General features: G+C 44.1%; 25 protein-coding genes. 5 read left to right on the top strand and 20 right to left on the bottom strand.

What is annotated here, in order from left to right:
- Positions 1-59: 59 nt before the first annotated feature.
- Positions 60-1,256, bottom strand: a complete 1,197-nt coding sequence (locus ACOV1R_RS06060) for an MFS transporter (RefSeq protein WP_003641027.1) — start codon at positions 1,254-1,256, stop codon at positions 60-62.
- Positions 1,257-1,425: 169 nt separating this feature from the next.
- Between ACOV1R_RS06060 and ACOV1R_RS06055 the strand changes: the two genes are divergently transcribed.
- Complete coding sequence (locus ACOV1R_RS06055) at positions 1,426-1,983, top strand: M15 family metallopeptidase (protein ID WP_003643967.1); 558 nt, start codon at positions 1,426-1,428, stop codon at positions 1,981-1,983.
- Between the two features lie 447 nt (positions 1,984-2,430).
- On the opposite strand, the gene ACOV1R_RS06050 is transcribed toward ACOV1R_RS06055, so the two are convergent.
- Positions 2,431-3,789: an FAD-dependent oxidoreductase gene (locus ACOV1R_RS06050; protein WP_003646086.1), complete on the bottom strand. Its 1,359-nt coding sequence runs from the start codon at positions 3,787-3,789 to the stop codon at positions 2,431-2,433.
- Positions 3,790-3,942: 153 nt separating this feature from the next.
- Here ACOV1R_RS06050 and ACOV1R_RS06045 point away from each other — a divergent pair, with 153 nt between their 5' ends.
- Positions 3,943-4,653 carry an EAL domain-containing protein gene (locus ACOV1R_RS06045; protein WP_021357362.1) on the top strand — a complete coding sequence of 237 codons (711 nt, stop codon included), beginning with the start codon at positions 3,943-3,945 and terminating at the stop codon, positions 4,651-4,653.
- A 123-nt stretch (positions 4,654-4,776) separates the two neighbouring features.
- On the opposite strand, the gene ACOV1R_RS06040 is transcribed toward ACOV1R_RS06045, so the two are convergent.
- Positions 4,777-6,504, bottom strand: coding sequence for a phospho-sugar mutase (locus ACOV1R_RS06040; RefSeq protein ID WP_003646085.1), 1,728 nt, complete (start codon positions 6,502-6,504; stop codon positions 4,777-4,779).
- 218 nt (positions 6,505-6,722) lie between these two features.
- Here ACOV1R_RS06040 and ACOV1R_RS06035 point away from each other — a divergent pair, with 218 nt between their 5' ends.
- Positions 6,723-7,175: a DUF3290 domain-containing protein gene (locus ACOV1R_RS06035; protein WP_003646084.1), complete on the top strand. Its 453-nt coding sequence runs from the start codon at positions 6,723-6,725 to the stop codon at positions 7,173-7,175.
- Positions 7,176-7,808, top strand: a complete 633-nt coding sequence (locus ACOV1R_RS06030) for a DUF421 domain-containing protein (protein ID WP_003641021.1) — start codon at positions 7,176-7,178, stop codon at positions 7,806-7,808.
- A gap of 105 nt (positions 7,809-7,913) precedes the next feature.
- On the opposite strand, the gene trxB is transcribed toward ACOV1R_RS06030, so the two are convergent.
- Together trxB and ACOV1R_RS06020 are read right to left on the bottom strand one after the other, a co-directional pair.
- Positions 7,914-8,852, bottom strand: coding sequence for a thioredoxin-disulfide reductase (gene trxB / locus ACOV1R_RS06025; protein WP_003641020.1), 939 nt, complete (start codon positions 8,850-8,852; stop codon positions 7,914-7,916).
- 192 nt (positions 8,853-9,044) lie between these two features.
- Entirely contained in the window at positions 9,045-10,457 is a 1,413-nt protein-coding gene (locus tag ACOV1R_RS06020) for an FAD-dependent oxidoreductase (protein WP_011101153.1), read from the bottom strand.
- Between the two features lie 391 nt (positions 10,458-10,848).
- Between ACOV1R_RS06020 and ACOV1R_RS06015 the strand changes: the two genes are divergently transcribed.
- Entirely contained in the window at positions 10,849-11,529 is a 681-nt protein-coding gene (locus tag ACOV1R_RS06015) for an EAL domain-containing protein (protein WP_128485080.1), read from the top strand.
- A gap of 97 nt (positions 11,530-11,626) precedes the next feature.
- Here the strand turns inward: ACOV1R_RS06015 and galU are convergent, their stop codons facing one another.
- The 15 genes from galU to ACOV1R_RS05940 form a co-directional block, all read right to left on the bottom strand.
- Positions 11,627-12,547: a UTP--glucose-1-phosphate uridylyltransferase GalU gene (galU, locus tag ACOV1R_RS06010; RefSeq protein ID WP_003641010.1), complete on the bottom strand. Its 921-nt coding sequence runs from the start codon at positions 12,545-12,547 to the stop codon at positions 11,627-11,629.
- A gap of 43 nt (positions 12,548-12,590) precedes the next feature.
- A complete protein-coding gene (locus ACOV1R_RS06005; protein WP_021357360.1) occupies positions 12,591-13,607 on the bottom strand; it encodes an NAD(P)H-dependent glycerol-3-phosphate dehydrogenase in 1,017 nt (338 codons plus the stop codon).
- Between the two features lie 17 nt (positions 13,608-13,624).
- Positions 13,625-14,473: a prolipoprotein diacylglyceryl transferase gene (gene lgt / locus ACOV1R_RS06000; protein WP_021357359.1), complete on the bottom strand. Its 849-nt coding sequence runs from the start codon at positions 14,471-14,473 to the stop codon at positions 13,625-13,627.
- Positions 14,474-14,491: 18 nt separating this feature from the next.
- Complete coding sequence (gene hprK, locus ACOV1R_RS05995) at positions 14,492-15,439, bottom strand: HPr(Ser) kinase/phosphatase (protein ID WP_003643956.1); 948 nt, start codon at positions 15,437-15,439, stop codon at positions 14,492-14,494.
- Positions 15,440-15,584: 145 nt separating this feature from the next.
- On the bottom strand, positions 15,585-15,950 hold the full coding sequence (locus ACOV1R_RS05990) for a phage holin family protein (protein ID WP_021357358.1): 366 nt from the start codon (positions 15,948-15,950) through the stop codon (positions 15,585-15,587).
- A 21-nt stretch (positions 15,951-15,971) separates the two neighbouring features.
- On the bottom strand, positions 15,972-16,283 hold the full coding sequence (locus ACOV1R_RS05985; RefSeq protein WP_003641005.1) for a PspC domain-containing protein: 312 nt from the start codon (positions 16,281-16,283) through the stop codon (positions 15,972-15,974).
- 99 nt (positions 16,284-16,382) lie between these two features.
- On the bottom strand, positions 16,383-17,057 hold the full coding sequence (phoU, locus tag ACOV1R_RS05980; protein ID WP_003641004.1) for a phosphate signaling complex protein PhoU: 675 nt from the start codon (positions 17,055-17,057) through the stop codon (positions 16,383-16,385).
- A 12-nt stretch (positions 17,058-17,069) separates the two neighbouring features.
- Complete coding sequence (gene pstB, locus ACOV1R_RS05975; RefSeq protein WP_003646079.1) at positions 17,070-17,825, bottom strand: phosphate ABC transporter ATP-binding protein PstB; 756 nt, start codon at positions 17,823-17,825, stop codon at positions 17,070-17,072.
- An 11-nt stretch (positions 17,826-17,836) separates the two neighbouring features.
- The gene (gene pstB / locus ACOV1R_RS05970) at positions 17,837-18,646 is read right to left on the bottom strand and encodes a phosphate ABC transporter ATP-binding protein PstB (RefSeq protein WP_003641002.1); all 810 of its coding nucleotides are present in this window, start codon (positions 18,644-18,646) and stop codon (positions 17,837-17,839) included.
- A gap of 14 nt (positions 18,647-18,660) precedes the next feature.
- A complete protein-coding gene (pstA, locus tag ACOV1R_RS05965) occupies positions 18,661-19,545 on the bottom strand; it encodes a phosphate ABC transporter permease PstA (protein ID WP_003641001.1) in 885 nt (294 codons plus the stop codon).
- A complete protein-coding gene (pstC, locus tag ACOV1R_RS05960) occupies positions 19,535-20,464 on the bottom strand; it encodes a phosphate ABC transporter permease subunit PstC (protein ID WP_003641000.1) in 930 nt (309 codons plus the stop codon). The genes pstA and pstC overlap by 11 nt, the downstream gene beginning before the upstream one ends.
- A 10-nt stretch (positions 20,465-20,474) precedes the next feature.
- Entirely contained in the window at positions 20,475-21,350 is an 876-nt protein-coding gene (locus tag ACOV1R_RS05955; RefSeq protein WP_003643954.1) for a phosphate ABC transporter substrate-binding protein PstS family protein, read from the bottom strand.
- A gap of 344 nt (positions 21,351-21,694) precedes the next feature.
- Positions 21,695-23,098 carry a two-component system histidine kinase PnpS gene (gene pnpS / locus ACOV1R_RS05950; RefSeq protein WP_054519061.1) on the bottom strand — a complete coding sequence of 468 codons (1,404 nt, stop codon included), beginning with the start codon at positions 23,096-23,098 and terminating at the stop codon, positions 21,695-21,697.
- The gene (locus tag ACOV1R_RS05945; protein ID WP_003640997.1) at positions 23,091-23,819 is read right to left on the bottom strand and encodes a response regulator transcription factor; all 729 of its coding nucleotides are present in this window, start codon (positions 23,817-23,819) and stop codon (positions 23,091-23,093) included. Before ACOV1R_RS05945 ends, pnpS begins: the two co-directional genes overlap by 8 nt.
- A complete protein-coding gene (locus ACOV1R_RS05940; protein ID WP_003646075.1) occupies positions 23,819-24,994 on the bottom strand; it encodes a hypothetical protein in 1,176 nt (391 codons plus the stop codon). The genes ACOV1R_RS05945 and ACOV1R_RS05940 overlap by 1 nt, the downstream gene beginning before the upstream one ends.
- Positions 24,995-25,196 lie beyond the last annotated feature (202 nt).

Here is a 25,196-nt window from a genome sequence, read left to right as displayed (position 1 = left end):
GCGCCCCGGGGACGCAAACCCGGAGCGCTTTCGCTGATTAGCTTAACTGTTATGCAATGTTAAACTTGCTGATGTGAATGAACCTGGTTCGGTAATCGTAACATAAATGCCATTAAATAAGAAACAATCAAGAATCCGGCCACCACCAGATATGGATAGTGATAATTCATATCTAGTAACATCCCCGACATGATTGGGCCAACGATATTGCCAACACTCGTTAAGGACATGTTAAGCCCATTGATTAGCCCCTGGTTGGCCTCACTTGCTTTCGTTAATAGGGTCGTAATAGCGGGCCGCAAAAGATCGAATGCCGAAAAAATAACGAGCGTTGCAACCATGACAGCAACTTTCGAATGAGCCTGCGTAATCCAGATAGTGCAGAGCGCCGCAGCTGCAAAGCACACCCGAATGACCCGCCGTTCGCCCCAACGCTGGACAAAGGTATCAAATAGTGCCACCTGTAGGAAGAGCGAAATCAAACCATTTAAAGTCAAGACCAACGCAATGTTGCTCAGACTAAAGTGAAAGACTTCATTCACGTAAATACTATAAATGCTCTCAAACCCCTGTAAGCCAAAGGAAGACACTAAAATCATCGTAAATAATATAATAATCGGGACGGTCCAAAATGCCCGCGTCATCGGATGATTGGTCGTCGTTGTCGTGGCCGTAATTGCTTCGCGATCAGGATCAATCTGACGATCCGCAGGCAACAGAATGACGAGCACAATAGCACTGAGTAATCCCAATGCACCAGCAACCCAGAACGGCGTCTTATAACTAATGCCAGCCAATACCCCACCGATACCGGGTCCTAAAATCAAGCCACCACTAAAGGCCGCCGATAACCAGCCAATTACTTTAGCTCGCTGTCGTTTGGTCGTAATATCGGATGCTAACGCCATCGCCGTCGGAACGACCATCGCTGCTGATAAGCCACCAACAATCCGGGAAATATTAAAGACCCACAGCTGGTTGGTTAGCGCAAATAGTACTTCCGAGACCATATATAAGACTAGCCCTACCGTTAATACGGGCTTGCGACCAACTTTGTCTGAAACCCGGCCAATAATGGGTGAGGCCACAAATTGTGCCAATGCGAATAACGCATTCATTATTCCCATATCGGTAGCCGTTAAATGCAGTTCATTTTTAATAAACGGCATGACCGGAATAACTAAACTAATCCCTAAACAAACTAAAAACTCACTAAAAACTAAAATTAAAATTGCGCGTCGTGTTTGTCGATCCATGCGACCTCACCTCTTCAATCAATTGTTAAATTTACACCGCTTTCCATCATATCAGGGACCCGGATTGAAAGCTAGCAGAAAGTTTGACACCATTTACAACCCTTTTAGTCGGTAAAATATCGGCCAATCAGATACAATAAGCATAACTAAATTCTAAGGAGGCCCTACTATGGATCAAGCTTTAACTGGTTTCACCAATATTCAACACTTAGACCCCGAAATCATCGTTGACCTGCGTTATGCCACCACCAATAACTTTACTCATCAAGTGATTTACGACTTTACCACGGCCATTGTTCGCACTGGCACGGCCCACAAACTCGCCAAGGCAAGCGCCCTGGTTAAACAACAAGGTTATCGGCTCAAAGTCTGGGATGCTTATCGGCCCGTCAGCGCCCAGCGCCGTTTATTTGAAGTGTATCCTGATCCAGAATTTGTTGCCCAGCCTAATCCTAATTTCAGCCACCAAAAAGGCGTCACCTTAGATTTGACCCTGGCCCATCCTGATGGTAGCGAGTTAACAATGCCAACTGCCTTCGATGACTTCACGGCAGCTGCTCACCGTGACGCTCCTCGAACCGCACTTCAAGAAAAAAATTATCAGCTGCTGGACACCGCCATGACCGCCGCGGGCTTTGTCGGCTACGTTAACGAATGGTGGGACTACCGCGACACCGAAATGGACGCTTACCAACCCCTAGCCGCTGATCCCAACGACTATGCTTGACCAATCGCTTTCAAATAATATAAAGGTGGCCGCCTAACAGTCAGGTTATGAAACCCACTGTTAGGCGGCCACCTTATTTGGCTCATTATTTTTATGGATTCACCAGCACTTATTATTAAAACATGCCAGTTAGTTGGATTCTTGCCCGTCAGCATATGCGCGTCCTCGTCTGACTTCCAGGAAACCACTCGAGTGGCAGATGAACGACCGCTTAACCCAAGCTAAACTGTCGCTGAACCATCCTACTCCGTTAGACTTGGAACAAACGTTAACGTAGCACATTCGTTTTGAATACCATCCCAGCCGATTGGCAGCAATAACTGAAGAACGGTATCGGACACACTCACCACACAAGTTTACGCTAATCTGAACTTATTCCAGCGGGTCTAAGCTGGCTGTTCTTGATTTTAACAACCAGCACCTTCTGACCATAATTAGTGCAAAAACTTAATTATTCCGACGATAGCCATGTTCCTGATCTACTGCAGCCTGCGCCACTAAATTCAAGTAATTAAACGGTTCATCAAAGTTGGGTGAGAATAGCATATCCATGAAGGCTAATTCATCAATCGTATTACCATTATGAATCACTACGGACAACGTATTTGCTGATTGTGAAACTTCATGAGCACTCATTAGTTGACCACCCAAAACCTTCCGCGTTTGTTGATCATAAACCAACTCAATCATGACTTTCGCCGTGGTAGGCATAAAGTCCGGCCGATAATTGCCTTCATAAAAAGCTGCTTGGGCATCGAAGTTAGCTGCTTTGGCCGCCGTTAAGGTCAGACCTGCACAAGCCACGGTCTGATCAAAAATCAACATCCCAGTCGTCGCTTGCGTACCAATTGCACCTAAGCGTTTATCAAAGATATTAATTCCTGCCAGTGCACCTTGCCGAATTGCATGTGAGACTAATGGCATATAGGCGTGTTCCTTCGTAGGATTAAAGTTAACTTCCGTCACATCGCCAGCCGCAAATATATCCGGGTTGGAGGTTCCCATATAACGGTCCGTTACAATGGCCCCCTGCTTCGTTCGGTTGACCTGTCCCGCCAATAACTCTGATTGTGGAATCACCCCCGGACAAATAACAGCCATATCAAATATTTCTTCACTATCAGCGGTTGCAACTCGTAGTCGATTATCAGCCGTATCACTAAAAGCCGTCACTTGTGCATTGGTTCTAACTTGGATGCCTTTCGTCGTTAACAAGTCTTCGATCTTCTCAGAAATTTGTGGATCAAGATACTCATTAATTAAGTGGGGGCCCCGTTGAAACAACGTCACAGTGTGTCCGGACTTCACGTACCCCTCAGCAAGTTCCACCCCCGAATAGCCACCACCAACGATTGCAATATGGTGTGCATGTTTAGCTGCTTCGTAGAGTTGCTGGGCCTGTTCACATGTTTTGCAAAGCATGACCTTAGGATTCTCTACGCCCGGAATAGCCGGGATTGCAGTGATTGAACCCGTCGCCATGACTAACTTATCATAGTGATCCGTTTGTAATTCTTTTGTCTGTAAATTTTGAGCCAAAATTGTATGCTTATCAGCATTCACATTGATCACATCATACTGCATCCGCATCTGCACACCTTGTTCACTAAATTCACTAGGATTAGCGTACAACGCTTGATCCAAATTATGGATGGTACCCCCTAAGTGTAGATAAGTCCCACAAGACATATATGAAATATCCGCGTGCCGTTCATAGACGGTAATTTCAGTGCCCGGATAATATTTCAAGATTTGTTTCATGGCGGCAATCCCCGCATGTGTACAGCCAATAATGGCAACTTTCATTGTTTCGACCACAGCTTTCATTAAAAGTTAAAATTTAACTTGGATTAAGTTAAACATTTATTTAAGTTGACGTATACTTAGAGTATACAGCGATTCGGTTGATATTAAAACGATTCAATGATTTTAAACTTATTATAAAAGGCGATGGTACTTATGGAACCAATTTACCGCTATTTTGTACAACCTCAACTTAACTTACTCAACAATACAGTTTACGGATACGAACTACTAATCAAACAACTAACCCCAGACGGCTGGCGTCTGCCTGAATCCTTTGCCGCAATTAGTTCACAAGTTACCTCTGATCTGCTCATTGCAACGACTAAAATTCTTGGACTAAAAGTTCGTTATTGTGCAGTCAATATCAGTCGCGAACAATTGATGGATACAACGGTTGCGAAGGCCATTATTCAAAGTCAGGTTCAGCTCTATCCTGCTAAATTAGTCGTTGAGCTAACTGAGGAACGTAGTCCTAAGGATTATCCAGATACCATGTTAATCCCACACTTACGGGGGTTCATCGAACATGGTATGCAAATTTCACTTGATGATGTTGGTACCGGAATTAACGATTTCAAGAGTATCCAAGAAATTTTGCCATTAGCTTCTGAATTAAAATTTGCGTTGCAAAACTTCCGCAGTGATATCAAAGATCCTAAGATTCAGCAAAAGCTCCATTTTTGGCGGGCCATCAGCAGTGAATACGGATTGCGTTTAATCTTAGAGGGGATTGAAGACGCCGAAGATGATCACTTGAGTAGTCACTTCGATATTAATCTTCGACAAGGTTATTACTATGGCAAACCGCAATTATTACGCCTACCCGGTGACCCCGTCAACTTTGAATATCCGACAATGAATTAATTTCTAATGTGAACAACAACTAAATAACGCCTTACGAAATTAACTTGAAATTTCGTAAGGCGTTATTTATCACTTAGCATGGCTAGTCAGCTGGGCCGTACAACTTCTGACTAAATAACCAATTTATTCTTTAATAAACGCTTGAATGGCATCTTCAAATTTCGCTAACTTATCATTAGCTTCTTCTAACGTACTACCTAGCGTTCCAATGTAGAACTTGATCTTTGGTTCCGTACCAGATGGCCGAATGGCGATCCAAGTGCCATCATTTAAATGATACTTCAAGACATTCGCCTTTGGCAAAGCAATTGGTGCCGTGTGGCCATCAGCAAAGCTTTCCGTTTGACTCTGGAAGTCTTCAGTCCCAGTGACATCGTAGCCGGCAAAGGCAGTTGGTGCTTCGCTTCGGAACTTAGTCATCAGAGCCGCAATCTTATCGCTGCCGCCAACGCCATCAAATTCTTCGGACGTGGTTTGTTCGCGGAAGTAACCGTATTCCTTAAACAAGTCTTGTAATCCATCATAAAGGTTCTTACCTTGTTGCTTATAATAAGCCGCTACTTCGGCTAAAAGCACTGTGGTTTGAATCGCATCCTTGTCATGAACAAATGGTTTGATTAAGTAACCGTAACTTTCTTCAAAACCAAACATATAGGTATGTTCGCCAGTGGCTTCAAAATGTTCGATTTGTTCAGCAATATACTTGAAACCGGTCAAGACATTGATCATCGTGACACCATATGAAGCCGCTACTTTAGTAGCAAATTCACTTGAAACAATTGACTTAACTGCGGCCGCATTGGTCGGTAACGTCCCGGCATCCTTGTTTGCTTGCAAGATGTAGTGTAACAAGACAGCGGCAATTTGATTACCCGTCAACAGAACATACTCACCATTAGGTTGACGAACAGCTGTCCCTAACCGGTCAGCATCAGGATCAACCGCAATCAAGACATCCGCACCTTCTTTTTTACCCAAATCAATGGCCATCTTAAAGGCTTCAGGAAATTCAGGATTAGGGAATTTAACCGTCGAGAATTCAGGGTCAGCCACAGCTTGTTCCTTAACAACACTGAAGTTTTTAAACCCGGCATTCTTCAAAGCCTTTTCGCCAAGCATCCGGCCAGTCCCATGTAATGGTGTGAAGACTAACTTCATGTCCTTACCGACTTCATCCACTAGTTTTTGATTGATCGTCACTTCTTTGACCTTAGCTAAGTAGTCCTGATCGACATCATCCCCAATAATGGTTTCCGTCTTATCAGCTAATAATTGTTGTTCATCAGCAACGGCAATCGCAAAGACATCGTCAACTTTACGAATATATGATGTGATAAGATCAGATTCCTTAGGTGGCATTTGACCACCATCTTCGCCATAAATCTTGTAGCCATTATATTGCTTCGGATTATGGCTCGCCGTAATCATGATCCCTGCGTAAGTATGCAGATGCCGAACGGTAAATGAAAGTTCTGGGGTTGGCCGCAAGCTTTCAAAAACGTATGACTTGATACCATGTTGGCCCAATACTCGCGCAGATTCATGCGCAAAATCTTCTGAATGATGGCGGGAATCAAAACTGATTGCTACCCCGCGTTCCTTAACCTCAGCAGGCAAGGTATCCATGAAGCGTGCTAACCCTTCCGTTGCTTGACGAACCGTATAAATATTCATCCGGTTGATACCAGGTCCAAGTACCCCCCGCATCCCCGCGGTTCCGAATTCCATTGGTTCATAAAAGGCGTCTTCTAAGGCGGCGTCATCGCCAGCCATGCCCGTCAATTCTTGTTTTAAACTAGTTTCAAGTGTCGCTTGGTTTTTCCAGGTATTATAAGTATCCTGCCAACTCACAAAAACCATCTCCAATTCCGATATTTGTTAGTGCTTACAAAAATAGTATACAACATTGACACACTTTACAAAGTAAAATTTACTAAGAAAATCCATTAATTAATGCATTTTAAATGCGTAGTGGGCCCGCATCAGTGCGAATACCCATAAATTCTGAAGTGCTAGTTAGTTCAGTCACTATCAAAACTTGCTATAATAAATCTTATAAGGAGGCCATCATGACTTTTTATTCATACAACTACTTAGTCCATCAAAATAACAATCATACTCTTGTCCAACTCGCAGCCATCGGCATCATTATATTAATAATCGCCATACTCAGCTGGTTATGGTACCGCCATAAAACAGACCTAAAATACCGCGACTTATTCATTATCATGGTTTTATTATTATTGCTGCTCGTCGGCATTCAATTTAATGAATGGCAGACAATCAAAAATAGTTTCAACCAAAAATCACAAGTGACACAAATTATGCAGCGTGTCGCCAAAGAAAAAGGGGTTCGTAAAACCGCGGTCTGGTCTAATACAAGTTCTGTCAGCAGTGGGATGCTCATTAAAGTCCATGACCATATCTATAACGTGACGATCAATACGGATGGAAACAGTTATACCCTGACTAAAGCCACACCGATTCAATCAACAATCAATTATGTTAAGGAGGGGCAATAAATGTTTTCATACTGGGATGTGACGATCAAACTGGCCCTCGGGCTATTGACCATCATTCTACAAATCAATCTATCTGGTAAAAGTAACCTTGCGCCAATCAGCGCCCTCGACCAAGTTCAAAACTACGTTCTCGGTGCAATCGTTGGGGGCATGATTTATAGTACCAGCGTTACTGTTTTACAATACATTTTAGTGCTTCTCATCTGGACACTGCTAGTGCTGGTCCTGCGATTCCTAACACATCACAATCGCTACGTGAAACGTTTGATTGATGGACAGCCACAGCTATTGATTAAAAATGGGCAATTACTCGTCAGCACGGCCCTCAAAAATGGGATGAGTGCTAACGATCTGATGTTTCGCTTGCGTACGGAAGGTATCACGGATATTCGCTACGTCAAACGGGCCGTACTTGAACAAAACGGCCAACTGACGATTACCCAAGTGGGCGACGACGCCGTCAAGTATCCAATAATCGTCGATGGTCAGGTCAACCTCGATGCGCTTGAAACTAGTAATCATGATGAAGCCTGGTTACTGACCCAATTGCAGGCCCAGCACTATACTGTCAGTGATATTTACCTGGCAACGTATACTAACAAGCAATTGCTTCTATTTCCCTATCAACACTAATTCGCGAACCTTTGGTCATCGTCAAACAATGACTAACGCTATATTTGCCAATAAAAAATGCGTGGCTGATCTCAATTAAATCAGCTACGCATTTTTTAATTTTATTTAATTGTTAACTTTGTCGCCTAAAGCAGTGATATAAGTGTAAACGCCTTGACCGGCAGTTCCGCCTTCACCAACCGCCGTCGCAACTTGGCGTAAATCTTTCTTACGAACATCACCGACTGCAAAAATACCAGGGACCTTGGTTTCCATGTGGTCATTAGTTTCGATCCAGCCGTTTTCGTCAGTAATCCCAAGATTACTGAATGGCTTCGTAATTGGGTTAATACCAACATAGATAAAGACACCATCGACCGCAATCTCACTGTCTTCACCAGTCTTATTATTATTAACCTTAACTCCCGTGACCTTCTTATCATCACCGATGATTTCCGTCACGTTGCTATTCCAAACAAATTCCATCTTTGGATTAGCAAAAGCCCGATCTTGTAAGATTTGTTGTGCCCGCAATTGGTCACGACGATGAATAACCGTCACCTTATCAGCAAGCTGTGTCAGGTAAGTGCCTTCCTCAATCGCTGAGTCACCGCCACCAACGACAACTACATGCTTGTTACGGAAAAACGCTCCATCACAAACTGCGCAGTATGAGACACCGCGGCCACCATACGTATCCTCGCCAGTAACACCCAGCTTACGATATTCAGAACCAGTCCCAATGACAAGGGCCTTAGTCTCAAACGTATCGCTATCCGTCGTCACGATTTTAACATCGCCGCGATCTTCAACGGATTCGACGCTACCATACGCGTATTCAGCACCAAACTGGGTCGCTGATTCATACATGTCTTTAGCCAAATCCGGCCCCAAAACAGATTTGAAGCCCGGATAATTTTCAATTGCGGCGGTATTATTCATTTGCCCACCATAGATTCCGCGATCTAATAGTAGCACTGATAGATTGGCTCGTGAAGCATAGAGGGCGGCTGTCATGCCGGCAGGCCCCGCACCAATAATAATCACGTCGTAACTCTTTGCCATTTCTAAAGACCCCTTCCACTTAAATTCCTATGACGCTTAATATACCCCCAAAATTTACATTTGTCGACTATCTTGTTTGTACACAACTGAAGTCAATTATAGCTTTTAACCATATATTGACTAAAAACCGAGATTTAAATAAATAAAATTATGCCAGTTCACTTGAATTCAACCCATGGTAAGACTTACTTCTTATTGTAAATCCTTATCATTTTGCTTGGCCCAATCGCCATAGGCCGTAATTCGTGGGTGATTGCGGCCTGCCTGGCGTTCTTGTTCAATCGCTTGTTGGGCGACGAGGTTCAGATAATTGAATGGTTCATCAAAATTAGGTGAGAATAACATATCCACAAATGCTAGATCATCGATGGTGTTTCCATTTTGAATCGCGATTGATAACGCATTAGCAGACTGTGCCACTTCATGCGCACTTAAGAACTGAGCACCGAGAATTTTACGATTTTCCGGATTATAAATTAATTCAATCGTCAGTTTCGCCGTACTTGGCATGTAAGCTGGTCGCCAGTTGCCCTCATAAGTCACCCGTTCAGCTGGAATATGATTCAATTTCGCCATTGCCAGTGTTAACCCCGTGGTTGCCAGCGTGTGATCGAAGAGTTGCATGGCCGATGTCGCTTGAGTCCCCATATATCGTTGCTGGTTACCAAAAACATTGGCCCCCGCTAACGCACCCTGCCGAACCGCATTGGTTGCTAATGGCGTATAAGCCGAACGCCCAGTTGGGTTGAAGTTAACGACACAAGAATCACCAGCAGCGTAAATATCTGGGTCAGAGGTCTGAACGTAATCATTGATGATAATGGCACCGTGCTTATCCATCTCAACTTGACCGCGTAACAGTTCTGTATTGGGAACAAACCCAGTTCCGACAATTGCTAGATCAGCATTAAAATCGCCTTGATTGGTTTCAATGACAAGTTCACCATCATCATTACCAGTAAAGGCAGTTACTTGGTGATTCAATAGCACGTTCACGCCATGATCTTTTAATAGCTGAACTGCTTGGTCTGAAATTTCTTTACTAATGTAATTATTCAAAATTTGATCATGCGATTGGAATAACGTTACTTCATGATGTGTATTTGCATAACTTTCAGATAATTCGGTTCCAATATAACCCGCCCCAATGATTGCGATCCGCTGATTGTCTTGGGCTGTTTGGTAAATTTCCTGTGCTTGGCTGTAGGTCTTGCATAATAGGACCTTAGACTCATCGATTCCAAAAATCGGCGGGACCGCAACATTTGAACCAGTCGTCATAATCAATTTATCATAAGTATCGCCAAACACTTTTCCAGTAGTCATGTCAACCACTTGTAAGGTCTTCGACTGGGCGTCAATTTTTAACACGTTATGTTTGGTTCTGACCATTGCCCCCAACTTGGCTAACGTTTCTGGTGACGAATAGAACATATCTTCCAAGTGATTGACCTTTCCCCCGAGATAAAGGTAGATCCCACATGATAAGAATGAAATATTGTCATCACGCTCATAAATCGTGACCGTAGCCTCCGGATGATCCTTCAGAATTTGTGCAGCCGCAGCGGTCCCCGCATGCGTACATCCAACAATTACAATCTTCATTTCATTTTGCTCCCAATTATAATTTTATTTATTTAACCATAGGTATATTATAACCGCTTTACTGCGCAAATACATAACTCTAGTCAATATAAATACAGGTCATGATGAAACATAACTACTTTTAAAAACCAATCAGCGATACGCTGGCAAGCAGTTATTCTCATAATATCGTCCATACCAGCTTTGCCAGGTAACCACTAATTGACTTTTTACTCATTTTCAGAAAATTACCTTGTTCACCAAGCAGTTTAGCACAATCATCATTAGCCCAATTGATAATCGATACCATGCAAAAAAAGATGGTGTCAAACAGTTTCACTTATTCATTTTTTGGTATAGTATGTATTAGGAAGCATCAAATCGTGTTAATTCAAGTCTAAGGAGTTCCCTTATGTACCGCTATTTTATTCAGCCCCAGTTAGATAAATTTAATAATTCACTGATTGGCTACGAGATGCTGATTCGCTATCGTGAGACTGATCAGGACCGGTGGGCCTTACCAGAAAGCTTCGATAATATTCCGATCGATGTACAAGTCAGCTTACTAAAGGCTACGGCTAGTGAGCTTGCATTAAAAATCGGGTCAGTATCAATTAACTTTAATCGCAAGCAATTTTTAAATGATGATATTGCTGCCGCAGTCATTGATGCTCAGAAAAAGCTATTCCCGGTTCATGTTATCGTCGAAGTCACAGAAGAACCCGGTGAAGATACGTTTACACTGGCGGCGATGCAACAACAAATTGATAAGTACAAGGCTAACGGCCTACAATTTAGCATTGATGACGTTGGCACGGGAATCAACGTTTACGACCACATTAAACCGCTACTCGAATCGGCCGAAGAAATCAAATTCGCCATGCAAAACTTTCGGGCCGAAGATCGTGAAAACGAGATTCCCATTCAATTAAAATTCTGGCGCGACATTGCGGTACAACATGATATCCGGTTAATTCTAGAGGGTGTTGAAAACGATGCCGAAGATCAAATGGCGAATGACTTAAATATTTCACTACGCCAAGGTTATTATTATGGCAAGCCCCATTTATTCAAATTAAAAGCCGACCACTAGGTGCCAGCTTAATTAGTGAATCGCAATTATTCAGCAGTTAACTAAAAACAACCGTGAAATCTTAATAGATTTCACGGTTGTTTTAATTAATCAAGTATTATTTAGTTGGTTTCTTCGTTGTTTTAGGAGCGGCGCTATCTTCTTTAGATAACTTAGCACCAAGATCCTTGATGTAAGTCCGCAAGTCAGCCTTAACATCCGGATGAGTTAACCCGTATTCGATCGTCGTCTTCAAGTAGCCAAACTTGTAGCCAACATCGTGCCGAGTCCCCTTAAATTCATGGGCAAAGACCCGCTGAGTCTTGTTCAACGTATCAATGGCATCCGTCAATTGAATTTCGTCACCCTTACCAGGTTTTTGGTTTTCAAGAACATCAAAAATTTCTGGTGTTAATAAGTAACGACCAATGATAGCAAGATCACTAGGCGCGTCTTCAGGCGATGGCTTTTCAACAAAGTTATTAACGTTGTATAGGCCCGGTTCCTTTTCACTTTCAGGATTGATAACCCCATACTTAGAAACTTCCTCATGAGGAACCTTCATAACAGCTAACGTTGACGCATGTGTCTTGTCATAGCTATTCATTAACTGTTTGGTTAACGGTACTTTGTCTTCCATTAAATCATCACCAAGCATGACGACGAAAGGTTCGTCACCAACGAAAGCTTTAGCCGTTAAAACGGCATCGCCCAAACCACGTGGGTGTGATTGCCGGATAAAGTACAAGTTAATGTCTGTGGTTTCTTGAACCAGCTTGAGCATTTCTTCCTTGTGCTTAGCCCGTAAGTTATCCTCTAATTCTGGGTTAGAATCATAGTAATCTTCAATACTACGCTTGCTCTTACCCGTGACGATAACAATGTCTTCGATCCCCGATTTACGAGCTTCGTCAACAATGAACTGAATCGTTGGTTTATCAACGATTGGTAACATTTCTTTAGGCATCGCCTTAGTAGCAGGCAAAAACCGTGTTCCTAATCCGGCCGCTGGGATAACGGCTTTTCTAACTTTTGACATGTGATAAATCCTCCTAAAAATAGTGAAATTAGTTTGGAAATTCCTACTGAATCTCAGGTTTCCCCTCGCGCCGCATCAATTGTGGAATGACTTCCTTAATGTCGGCACTCTTATATAATACATCATAAATCGCTTCAGTGATGGGCATTTCGATATTTTGTTGCTGTGCAAGCTCGTAAGCGGCTTTAGTTGACGGGATACCTTCAATAACCATGCCCATGGTATCAATCACCGTCTTGAGGTCCTGACCAGCACCTAACTCATTACCAGCACGCCAGTTACGCGAATGGACACTAGTTGCCGTAACAATTAAATCGCCAACACCGGATAAACCGATAAATGTCAACGGCTCTGCGCCCAACGCCACTCCGAGCCGACTGATTTCAGCTAAACCACGAGTCATTAAGGCTGCCTTGGCGTCATCACCATAGCCCAGGCCGTGTAGCGCACCAGCACCCAGGGCAATGATATTTTTGAGCGCCGCACCTAGTTCAACACCAACCACGTCGGTATTCGTGTAAATGCGGAAATAGTCATTCATGAAGAGTTGCTGTACTAATTCGGCTGCAGATTCATCGGCGCTAGCCGCCGTAATCAACGTAATATCGTGGCGGGCCACTTCTTCAGCATGACTAGGGCCCGATAAGACAACGATCGCTTGTCGTAATTCGGTGGGAATTTCTTCTGCCAAAACTTGCGACAGCCGCTTGTGTGTCTCTTGTTCGAGTCCCTTGCTAGCATGCACAATAATCGGCCGCTGATGGGTCTTGGCAAGCACGGCAGTCACTTGTTGGGCCACTTCGCGAATCGCTTTGGTTGGTACGACAAACAAGATTACATCCGCACCATCAATCGCCTGTGTTAGATTAGAATAAGCAGTCAACGTTTCTGAATATTTAAAATCAGGAACGTATCGCTCATTCGTGTGTTGCTTATTTAATTCTGTGACTTGGGCCGGTGAGTACGACCAGAGCCGCACTGAGTGGCCATTTTCATCCAACAGATTTGCCAAAATGCTACCCCATGAGCCAGCACCTAAAACGGCAATTTTTTTCATCATTCAAATAACCCTCTAATCTACTTATTTTCTGCGACAACCTTTTGACCAGAACCCGCTAAATACCAACGATTATTCGGATTGTGATGCCGGCGCCAGATCATTAAGCCAATGCTACCAAAGAACAGTACCACTGACAACGCTTGTGAGACCCGAATAACGTTAAATAGCATGAGCGAGTCAGTCCGCATCCCTTCTGTGAAGAAGCGGCCAAAGGCGTACCAAGCAACATAAGTCAAGAAGACATCACCCTGCTTATACCAATGTGTGCGATGACGCGTGAGCATCAGTAAGGCAAATCCTAATAGATCCCATACCGACTCATACAAGAATGTTGGTTGCCGATACGCGCCACGGATATGCATCTGGTTAATCAGCCAATCAGGTAAGTGCAAGCCTTGTAAGAAACTCAGACTAGTCACTCGACCAAAAGCCTCCTGGTTCATAAAGTTACCCCAGCGACCAATACCTTGGCCCATAATCACCGTTGGTGCGGCAATATCAAGCATTAGCCAAGTTGGGATAAAGCGTGACCGACAGAATAAAATGACCACAATTCCGGCGCCAATCAAGCCACCATAGATGGCAATTCCACCATCCCAGATACGGATGATTTCACCGGGATTCTGACGATAATATGACCACTGGAAAATCACATAGTAAGTCCGCGCCGCAATTAAAGTAAACGGAAGTGCCCATAAAATCATATCGTAAATGTCATCGGGCCGAACACCCCGTCGCTGACCTTCACGTACTGCTAGTGCAACCGCAATGACGACGGCACTAGCAATAATGACGCCGTACCAATGGACCTGAATTGGTCCTAACCGCAGTGCAATTGGGTTAAGTGCCCCTAAAACGGTATTCACGCTACTGCCATCTCCTTATTACTTGTGAGAATCATGCACGGAATTCGTTTTGATCAACTTGTTCAAGTTATCGTCAAAGACCTTGGTCGCATCGTAGCCCATGCTCTCGGCCCGAAAGTTCATGGCCGCTGCTTCGATAATGATTGCTAGGTTACGTCCAGTCTTAACTGGAATCGAGATTTCAGGAACTTCAACATCAAAGAATTTCCGGTTCTGTTCTCCATTTCCTAGTCTATCAAATTGCTTATCCGGCGTCCAATTCTCAAGGTGCACGATAAGGTCAATGTCGGTATCTTGACGAACAGCCCCAGCGCCAAAAAGATTCATAACATCAATAATTCCGATACCTCGAATCTCCAATAAGTGATTCAAGATTGCGGGTGCTTCACCGACAAGCGTTTGTTCATCCTGTTGATAGACATCGACCCGGTCATCAGCAATCAAACGATGCCCCCGTTTGACTAATTCCAGGGCCGTTTCACTCTTCCCAACACCGGAATCACCAGTAATCAGCACACCTAATCCATAGATGTCAACTAATACCCCGTGGACAGATTGTCGTTCAGCTAATTTACCTTCCAAGTAATTCGTCATATTACTTAGAATCCGTGATGATGTCATTTTCGTTCCTAAAATCGGCACGCCATTTTCCTCACCGGCTTGCACGAGTTCTTCTGGAACGGGTAACCCCGTTGAAATGACGAACGCGGGTGTGGTTAACTGACACATCTTACGAAAAATCATCAGTCGTTCATCATGACTCATATTTTTCGAATAAGCGGTTTCAGTTTTACCTAGCAATTGCACTCGTTCACGAGGATAGTAGTTGAAGTAACCGGTCAACGCCAGCCCCGGACGTGAAATGTCGCTCGTTGTAATATCTTTCTTTTCTAATAAGTCAGCGCCATGATACACATCCAGGCGCGTATTTTTCACCAAATCGGCAACGGTTACACTTCCTGCCAAAAGAATCCCTCCTAATTGTTCCACTAATAAAAAAGTGTGGCCCGCGTTGTCCAGTCGCGCCATTACGCTACCCTTTCAAGCGGCCACACTTTTATGACTGAAAACGGATTATTTCTATCTTCTAATCTTAGCACTTTAAAGCGCTTTATTCACCATCAACGCCGTCTTTCGCGAAAAAGTTGGAAACAATCACGTTAGCAATTGACATGAGAATCGAAACAACCATCGCCATGCCAAAACTCGAAAAGCCGAAATTGGCCTTACCCACAACGTAGGATGTCATCTGAAGCATAAAACCATTGATGACAATACTGGATAGCCCGAGTGTCAATAACGTAATCGGTAACGATAATAACAGCAAAAACGGCTTAATAGCGGCGTTTAAAATTGCAAGCACAAAACTGGCAATTAAAGCCATCCACACACTTGCAACGTGAAAACTGCTCTGAAAAAAGCCAGCAATCGCAATAAATAAGATTGTATTGATTAAAATTCGTTTCCAAAAGCCCACTGTATAATCACTCCATTAATCTTAGTGACGCGGATCATCCTCTTCATGAACGTTATGAATCTCTTTGCGCCCATGCGCTTGCGGTTTAGCTTGAGTACCGGTACTTTGCCGCATCTGTTCGAAGAAACCCGTATTGTCTGGTTTACTTGGGATAATTGTCATTAATACTAAGTATACCAAAACACCAAAGCCATGGGTAACCAAGGTTAAAATAACGTAGAGTACTCGTAGAATCGTTGCATTCCAGTTCAAATATTCAGCAATGCCCCCGAGGACGCCGGCGAAAACGCGATTATTAGATTTAGTTAACTTTTGTTTTGTATTTGATTTCATCGTTAGACGCTCCTTATCAGTTTATCTAACCATATCTTACTAATTGTAAAAGCCGGTTGCAAACTAGACGACCGGCTTTAAGCAATTATTTATGATTAGTTACACTAAATTAGAACTTTCTGGATTCAATTCGATAATCTCACCAGTATTCAAATACACGATCCACTCACCAATATTAGTTACTAACGCCCCGATGCGCATTAGGTAAGTTGCAACATTCAGGTAATCCGTGGAACCGATGACCGTCTCAGGATGGCGCTCCATCTTGGAGATTCCCTTCTCATTAATACGATCATACATCTCCCCGACTTTTGCGTCTTTAGCTGCGACCCGGCGTGCTTCCTGATCATCACTTTTGACGTAAGCTGCCAACATCTCTTCGACCATCTTTCGCACGCGATTCCCCATTTCTGATAACGCTGCCTCAATTTCAGGGACGCGCACATTTCCTTTGACCCGAATCGTAGCGTGAGCAATATTACGTGCATAATCGGCCATCCGTTCCAATTCAGAGACGGCTTTCAAAATGGTGACAATTTCTCGCAAATCAGAAGTGACGGGTTGGTATAACGCAATCATCTCAAATGATTTCTGTTCTAGTTCAACTTCCCGTTGGTTGATTTTAGCATCATTATCAATGATTTCTTGTGCGAGGTCGCGGTCATGGTCGATAAACGCCTTGACTGCCTTTTCAATCGTCTCGCTAACCATCATTCCCATTTCAGTGAAGTTTGCATCAATATCGTTTAGTTCATCATCAAAAAGTCGTCGCATGTTTTTTTCCTCCTAACCAAATCGTCCTGAAATATAGTCATTGGTTTCCTGTTTAACTGGATTCATGAAAATCTGTTTCGTGTCGTTGACCTCAATTAATTCACCATTCAGGAAAAACGCCGTTCGGTCAGAAATTCGTGACGCCTGTTGCATGTTATGCGTAACAGTTATGATAGTGTAATCCTGGCGCAAATTCAATAGGGTTTCTTCAATCATCCGACTCGATATCGGATCAAGTGCACTAGTGGCCTCGTCTAAAAGGATAATATCAGGTTCGACGGCTAGGACGCGTGCGATACAAACCCGTTGTTGTTGCCCACCAGACAATGATAGCGCATTGGCATGCAACCGGTCCTTAACTTCATCCCAAATTGCAGCCTGCTTCAGACTTCTTTCTACCGCCGCGTCTAAGCGTTCTTTATCATGGACTCCTGTCAACCGTAACCCGTAAATGACATTCTCATAAATTGAGAATGGAAAGGGATTCGGCTGTTGAAACACCATGCCGATCTCTTTACGCAATTGAACCGTATCGGTCGTGGGCGCATAAATATTGTGACCATTGAAGTTCACCTCACCCGTGATCGTTACATTAGGAATCAGATCGTTCATCCGGTTCAAGCAACGTAAAAAGGTGGATTTACCACAGCCAGAGGGCCCAATCAAAGCCGTGATTCCTTTATCATCAAAATCAATGTTAATTCCTTTGAGGGCCTCTTTTTTACCATAAAATAATGATAAGTTCTCGGTCGTTAAAATTGTACTCATGAACGGTCCTCCTATCCAAAGTTTCCGGAAATATAGTCATTCGTCAGATCAACCTGAGGATTGGTAAAAATCTCACCGGTCTCTGAGTATTCTAGGACTTTGCCGAGGTTAAAGAACGCGGTATAGTCGCTAATTCGCGATGCTTGTTGCATATTATGCGTCACAATAATAATGGTATAATTCTGCTTTAGTTCTAACAAAGTATCTTCAATTTGACTTGTCGAGACTGGATCCAAAGCACTCGCTGGTTCATCGAGCAGTAAAATGTCTGGCTTGATTGCAATTGCCCGAGCAATACAGAGTCGTTGTTGCTGCCCGCCAGACAGAGCTAACGCACTTTTATTTAAGTCATCTTTAACTTGGTCCCACATCGCCGCTTGCCGTAAAGACCGTTCAACAATTTCATCCAAGTCTTGTTTCTTGTTCATTCCGCGCTGGCGGAGTGCAAAAGCAATATTCTCATAGATTGATTTGGCAAACGGATTAGGCCGTTGAAACACCATGCCAATGTGCCGGCGCATCTCATAGACATCAATATCATTACTGTTAATATCTAAGCCGCGATACATAATTTTGCCCTTAACCGTTGCAATACGGTCATTCATTCGGTTTAGCGAACGCAAGTAGGTTGACTTTCCGGAACCGGATGGGCCAATCAACGCACTAATCTTATAACGTTCAAACTGTAAATCGCCCTCTGAAATAGCCTCGGATTTACCATAAAAGACGTGTAAATCCTCAGTTGAAAGCGCGATTTCATGATCTTTAGGATCAAACGCCATGATGTTACGTTGTGTCGTCGTCATTGTGTTATCTGCCATCAAAACGGCCTCCTTTATTCAGCGGTTAAGTGTTTGTACAAGCGTTTGCCAAGCCAACGAGCTAAGAAGTTAAAGAGCAATACCGCAATAATTAATACGGCTGAAGCCCCCGCCGAAACGGCTTTCGCGTCCGGCATAATTCCTTCTGAGTTGATCTTCCAAATATGAACGGCCAACGTTTCGGCTGGACGTAGTGGACTGAGTGGACTACTGATATCAAATGGATTCCAGTTACCAAAGTCCAAGGCTGGTGCACTTTGACCCGCAGTGTAGATTAAAGCTGCGGCTTCACCAAAGATCCGCCCGGCACTCAAGACGACCCCCGTTAAAATGCTTGGTAAGGCAGCGGGAACCACGATCTTCGTCACCGTCTCCCAACGTGATAGCCCTAACGCGTAGCCGGCCTCCCGTTGATTATCTGAGATATTGGCGAGTGCTTCCTCAATACTCCGGGTTAAAATCGGTAAGTTAAACACGGTCAGCGCAAACGCCCCGGAAAGAATCGAGAAGCCTAACTTGAACTGCACTACAAAGAACAAGTATCCGAACAGCCCCACGACTACGGATGGCAATGAACTCAGAATTTCAATGGTCGTCCGAATCAGGCCAGTCACCGTATTTTGCGGCGCATATTCATTTAGATAGATCCCCGCACCCAGTGAAATCGGTAATGAAATCAATAACGCTAAAAATAGTAAGTAGAAGGAGTTAAACAACTGAATGCCAATCCCACCACCCGCTTCAAAAGCCAGGGCCGGCGACGTTAAAAAATGCCACGAAATTTTGGGCACCCCTTGGATCAGAATGTATCCCAATAGGGCAACTAAGATGATGACCACAAAGGCTGCGACGCCGTATAGCACGCCAGTGGCAATTTTATCGATGCGTTTAGCGTTCATGGTTTAATTTCCCCTTTCGACCAATGTAGCGAATGACTAAGTTAAAGACTAAGGACATCAATAACAGGATCATGGCTAATGACCACAATGCATTATTTTGTAATGAACCCATGACAGTGTTCCCGATTCCCATCGTCAAGATACTTGTCAAAGTTGCGGCTGGTGAAACTAGGTTATGCGGCAACAACGTCGCGTTCCCAATCACCATTTGGACCGCCAGAGCTTCCCCAAAGGCGCGGGCCATCCCAAATACGACGGCAGTCAGCATGCCAGGAATGGCTGCCCGCAGGACGACTTTATAAATTGTTTGCCAGCGCGTCGCCCCTAGAGCTAGCGAGGCTTCTCGGTAATAACGGGGTACCGAATTCAGCGCATCCGCCGTCATTGACGTCACGGTCGGTAAGATCATGACAAATAGCACAAAGGTCCCAGAAAGAATCCCGTAGCCACTACCCCCAAACGTATTACGAACAAACGGTACGACAACTTGTAGCCCGATAAATCCATACACTACGGATGGAATACCAACTAATAGTTCCGTAACTGGCCGGAGAATCTTCGCCCCCCGCCGTGGTGAAATTTCGGTCATAAAGACCGCCGTCCCGATAGCAAACGGTGTGGCAATGAAGGCCGAAAGAATCGTAATCAAAAACGATCCAACAATCATCGGTAGTGCCCCCACAGCTGGTTGTCCATTCGTTCCGACTGTTCCGGGGTTCCACTGCGTCCCACTCAGAAATTGCCATAGATTAATGTGATTTTGAAAAAAGGTTGCTAACCCCCGTGATGCAACAAAGTAGAAAATCAAAAAGACAATCCCGACAATTAGCGCTAGACAAACTAGACTAATGGCCTTACCACGCCGTTCAATTTTACTAGCAACTGATTTTTTTAATAAGCTTTCTCGAATTTTATCCATGCGCTCTCCCTCATTTCATAACTGAAACTTTACCGGCCGCATTCCGCTGTACTTGCATGTCATGGACCGAAATATAACCTAACTGCTTGACTAACTTCTGCTGAACAGCGGTTGATAAAATGTAATCAATAAATTTTTTGGTTAACTGATTGGGGTGCTTCCCCGTATATAAATGTTCGTAGGACCAGATGTACCAGCGATTATTCCGCACATTTTTTTCGGTTGGCCGAATACCATCAACATTGACGGTCTGGACTGAGTTGTCTAAGTAAGAAAAAGCCACATAACTAATTGCGCCAGGTGTACTAGCAACAATTGACCGAGCTAATCCTGACGAATCTTGTTCTTGGGAATCAACACTCTGATTACCCTTTAAGGCGTATCGCTCAAATGTCTTCCGGGTTCCGGAGCCTTGAGCACGGTTAATTAACGTAATCGGTAAATTACGTCCACCAACTTCACGCCAATTCGTGACCTTGCCAGTAAAAATCTGAATGAGTTGCTGCTGCGTCAAATTGGTAATGCCCGCCTTTTTATTAACGATGGGGGCAATACCGACGACGGCTACCCGGTGATCAATTAACTTGCTCGCTGTAATGCCAGACTGTTCTTCGGCAAAAATATCAGAATTACCGATTGCCACGGCCCCCGCCTGAATTTGACTGAGTCCCGTTCCAGAGCCACCACCCTGCACATTGATAAACACACCGGTATGGTTGCTGCTGTATTGTTCACCGGCTGCTTCAACCAGTGGCTGTAAGGCCGTTGATCCAACCGCGGTAATTGATTCACTGGCACTAGTTTGATCGCGATGTGTGTACCCTAATCCAACTAGTCCAATGATCGCGATTAACACGATTAATTGGATGACCCGACTTTTTCTCATAACTATATACCTCCTACCCATTGCTCATATTCAATAATACAAAGTTTGTGTAAATGCTTTATATGAGTTTTGTAAAGATTGTGTAAACGTCGATATATTTTTAATTATTACCGGCTTTTAGCCCCCAATATGAAAGGAAAATTAAAAAAGTGCACAAAAAAAACGATTTTCAAGGTTTACATTTACCTTAAAAATCGTTATCAATTCGTCTGGCTTAATTACGACACATTCAATGCTCAACTAATGACATCTTTTGACTCAGCAATGCAACTCATACCGTCACCACGTCATCATTTGATAGACCACCAGTTACAATCAGAACTGTCCGTATGCTTAACGCCTTACTACTGCTCGGAAGCACTCGCAGCTAGTGGCAATGTAACTGTCATAGTTGTCCCAACGCCCCGTTGACTGACAACGTCGATTGTTCCGTGCATTGCGTTGACCAATTCTTGAACAATCGCTAATCCGAGTCCAGTCCCACTCACAAGTTGCTGTGAACGTGACGGACTCGCCCGATAGAAGCGTTCAAAAATACGCTGTTGATCATCGGCACTGATACCAATGCCCGTATCTTTAACTATCAGCGACCACGTTTGATGACTGACCATGGTGGCAATCGTCACGCTACCATGAGGTCGATTATACTTGATTGCATTCGTTAACAGATTTTTGATGATCTGACTCAACTTCTGTGAATCGCTCGTTATCATTAGATCAGCATCGACTTGGTTATTGATCGTTAAGTGCTGACGTTCGATTGCCTGCTGAACTACAGCCAGTTCCTGTTCGATCAATGGTCGAACAGCAAGCGGAACTAAGGTTAACATCGTCGTATTCTGAGCACGAATTCGCGATAGCGACAGAACATCCTGAATGAGATCAATCAACCGTTGACTTTCATCCGCAATAATATGCAAGAATTGGTCAAGCGTGTCCGGATCATCCTTGGCACCACTTAACAACGTTTCAGTGAAACCGGAAATGGCTGTAATCGGCGTCTTCAACTCGTGGCTAGCGTTGCTGACAAAATCATCCTGCATTTGTTCAATCATATAGACTTCAGTGATATCATACAACATCAGGACAATTTGAAATTGTGAACGATTGCCTTGGATATAAACGGTTGAAGCCTCGACAACCTGCGTGCTAGGCGCTGGAGTCAACGTAATCGTTGCCCGTTGATTTTTGCCACTAGTAATCGTATCTTCAATCAATTTAGTCAACGCGTACAGCTGAATATCCTTGGTATAAATGTGGGCCACCGTATTAACCGAGACTTGCAATAGTTCACTCATCGCCGGATTAGACAGTTGAACCTGTCGCCGGTGGTCAATGACCATCACTCCCACAGGCAAGTACCGCATAATCATCATTAACTCTTTTTCTTGCAGTTCCGCACGGCGCGTCTGACTTTTTTGATAACTCTCTAACTGGTTGACCGCTTGTGCTAGGCTGTATAAGGGGTCCGATTGTGGCAATAAGATATGTGGTGGAAATTGCTGGCTACTCATCTGACGAAGCTTAGCTTCCATACGGTCGATCGTGCGCTGCCGTTCACTTTGTTGCCGCCAAGCGATCAAGCCCTCGATTACTGCCAAAACCAGCCAAGCACCAACTAAACAACCGACTAGGCGCCAGGACCACTTAATTGGCGAAAAGTGCTGCAACACGACCAACACGATCAAAACCAGTAATACATTTTCCATGAGCAATAACCGTGTCGTCTGTTGCCAGCGATTATGCATGGCCGTCACCCACAAATTCGTAGCCAAAACCCCGGACCGTCCTGATCAACCGTGGCTGCTTGGGATCTGCTTCAATCTTTTCACGTAAATGTGAGATGTGAATATCAACGATCCGCGTCTCACTAGCATAGTCGTAGCCCCAGACGTGATTTAAAATCGCATCACGACTGAGAACCCGACCTTCTCGTTCAACAAAATACACAAGTAATTCAAATTCCTTTGGTGTCAAGCTGATATTTTTCCCGTTGCGCGCGACTCGGTATTTGTTTTGATCAATCTGTAAATCACCAACAAGCATTACCGCACGATTAGCAGGCGGCATGGGTGCCGGTGGTGTCACGGGCTCGTCCGGCGTTGTCCGCCGAATAACTGCTTTGATCCGAGCGAGCACTTCGCGGGGTGAAAACGGCTTGGTTATATAATCGTCCGCACCTAATTCCAAGCCGAACACTTTATCAAACTCATCATTTTTAGCCGTCACAATAATAATAGGCGTCTGAACCTTTTCTTGTCGTAACTTTTTTGTTACTTCCATTCCATCGAGTTTCGGCAACATTAAATCTAACAAAATACATGTAAATGATTGGGCCAGGCCTAATGACAACGCGTCCGCACCATCCGTCGCCGTCACAACTTCGTACCCCGCCTGCTTCAAGTTATATGATAATAACGTGACGATAGCTGGTTCGTCGTCTACCACTAAAATCTTATCCATGGTCATTAATCCTCCTGATCAGTGAATAACACAATTCCTAACTCGTGTGGGGCGCCATTATAGATCGCCGTTTCGGTAATAATTAATTCCTGTTGCCGATTGCGCACTTTGAGGTGAACATACGTCGGACTTTTCAGTAGGGCCGCGTAAAATTCAGCTTCCGTATTAACTGGTTGCCGGTTACATTCCAAGATAATATCTCCTAAATCGAGATTTAATTTATCCGCGGGCGTGTGGGGGCGTAACCCAATCACCCGCACACCTTGTTCAGTATCAGAATATCGAAACTGTTGGTGTCGATCATAATAACGGTGCTGTGCTAAGATTCCCCAAGTTAGCACAACGATTAATCCCATCAATGCTAGCAACCACTGCGGGCTGAGCACTGCAAAACGGGCAATGATTGCAACCAAAACACTCGCGAGTGTTACCCAACCATAGCGGGCCGCTAACTGCCGCCATGCAATTTGTGGCAGCTGCTTATAAACGCGAACACTCGTCCCAACTAATAAAGGCAACAATAAAATGCTGAAGGAGCGCTCGCCAACCATAAACACAGGCCACCAACTGATAGTTGCGTGTAACCAATCACCGGGGACCAGTACCCCAACTGGTAAGACCAACAATTGTTGCCACTGGTAACGAACAAGTCGCTTTCCACGTTGGTCGGGCTGTAGTTGCGGTGAACGGCCCTCATAATCATAGTGTCGTAACAAGACCGCCGTAGCCGCCAGCACGATGGCTAATAACAATAGTCCGTTCACCACCAAATTGCCACTCATACTGGTCATGGCAACACCGTGCCGTTGTAAAGCGCCCCCCACCGTCGTTAATTCCGGGCTCATAATCCAATAAACTAACCAGCTGAGGCCAAAAGCGGTCACTGGTACCAGTGCACCAGGAATAATGATCAAGCTAATGGCCGCCACTACTTCGTATATAACCACCCAGATGGGGGCCACCACTAATCCCAATGCCAAGCTAATAATTGTCATTAGAACTCCTAGTAAACAGCCATCCACTAAAAAGTGGTGGACTTCAACTAATTGTGGGTTGATAGCACTCTGAAAATGCTGCCGTTCACTCTTCACCCGCCGTTTAGCGGTTAAATAACTACGCAGCAATCCTAACCAAACTAGCGGTTGTAAAAGAAACAATTCAAAAATCTTTAATACCTGCATGTGCGTGACCCCTAACGTTAAACTCTGAAGTTAGTATAGCATTTTTGCCCAAGGAGACCAACGCCGTTTCAATTCCGTCAGTCCTGCTATTACCGCTTTAATATCTCTATATTATAAGACTAGGGACTGTCTGAAAACTAAAAATTCAGGTATAATCTGAGGAAAAACGAATCGAGGCATTCCGATGACAACACCTAAACGA

The sequence above is a fragment of the Lactiplantibacillus sp. YT640 genome (assembly GCF_049745435.1).
Taxonomy (GTDB): Bacteria; Bacillota; Bacilli; order Lactobacillales; family Lactobacillaceae; genus Lactiplantibacillus; species Lactiplantibacillus plantarum.
This window is presented reverse-complemented; position numbering and strand designations above follow the sequence as displayed.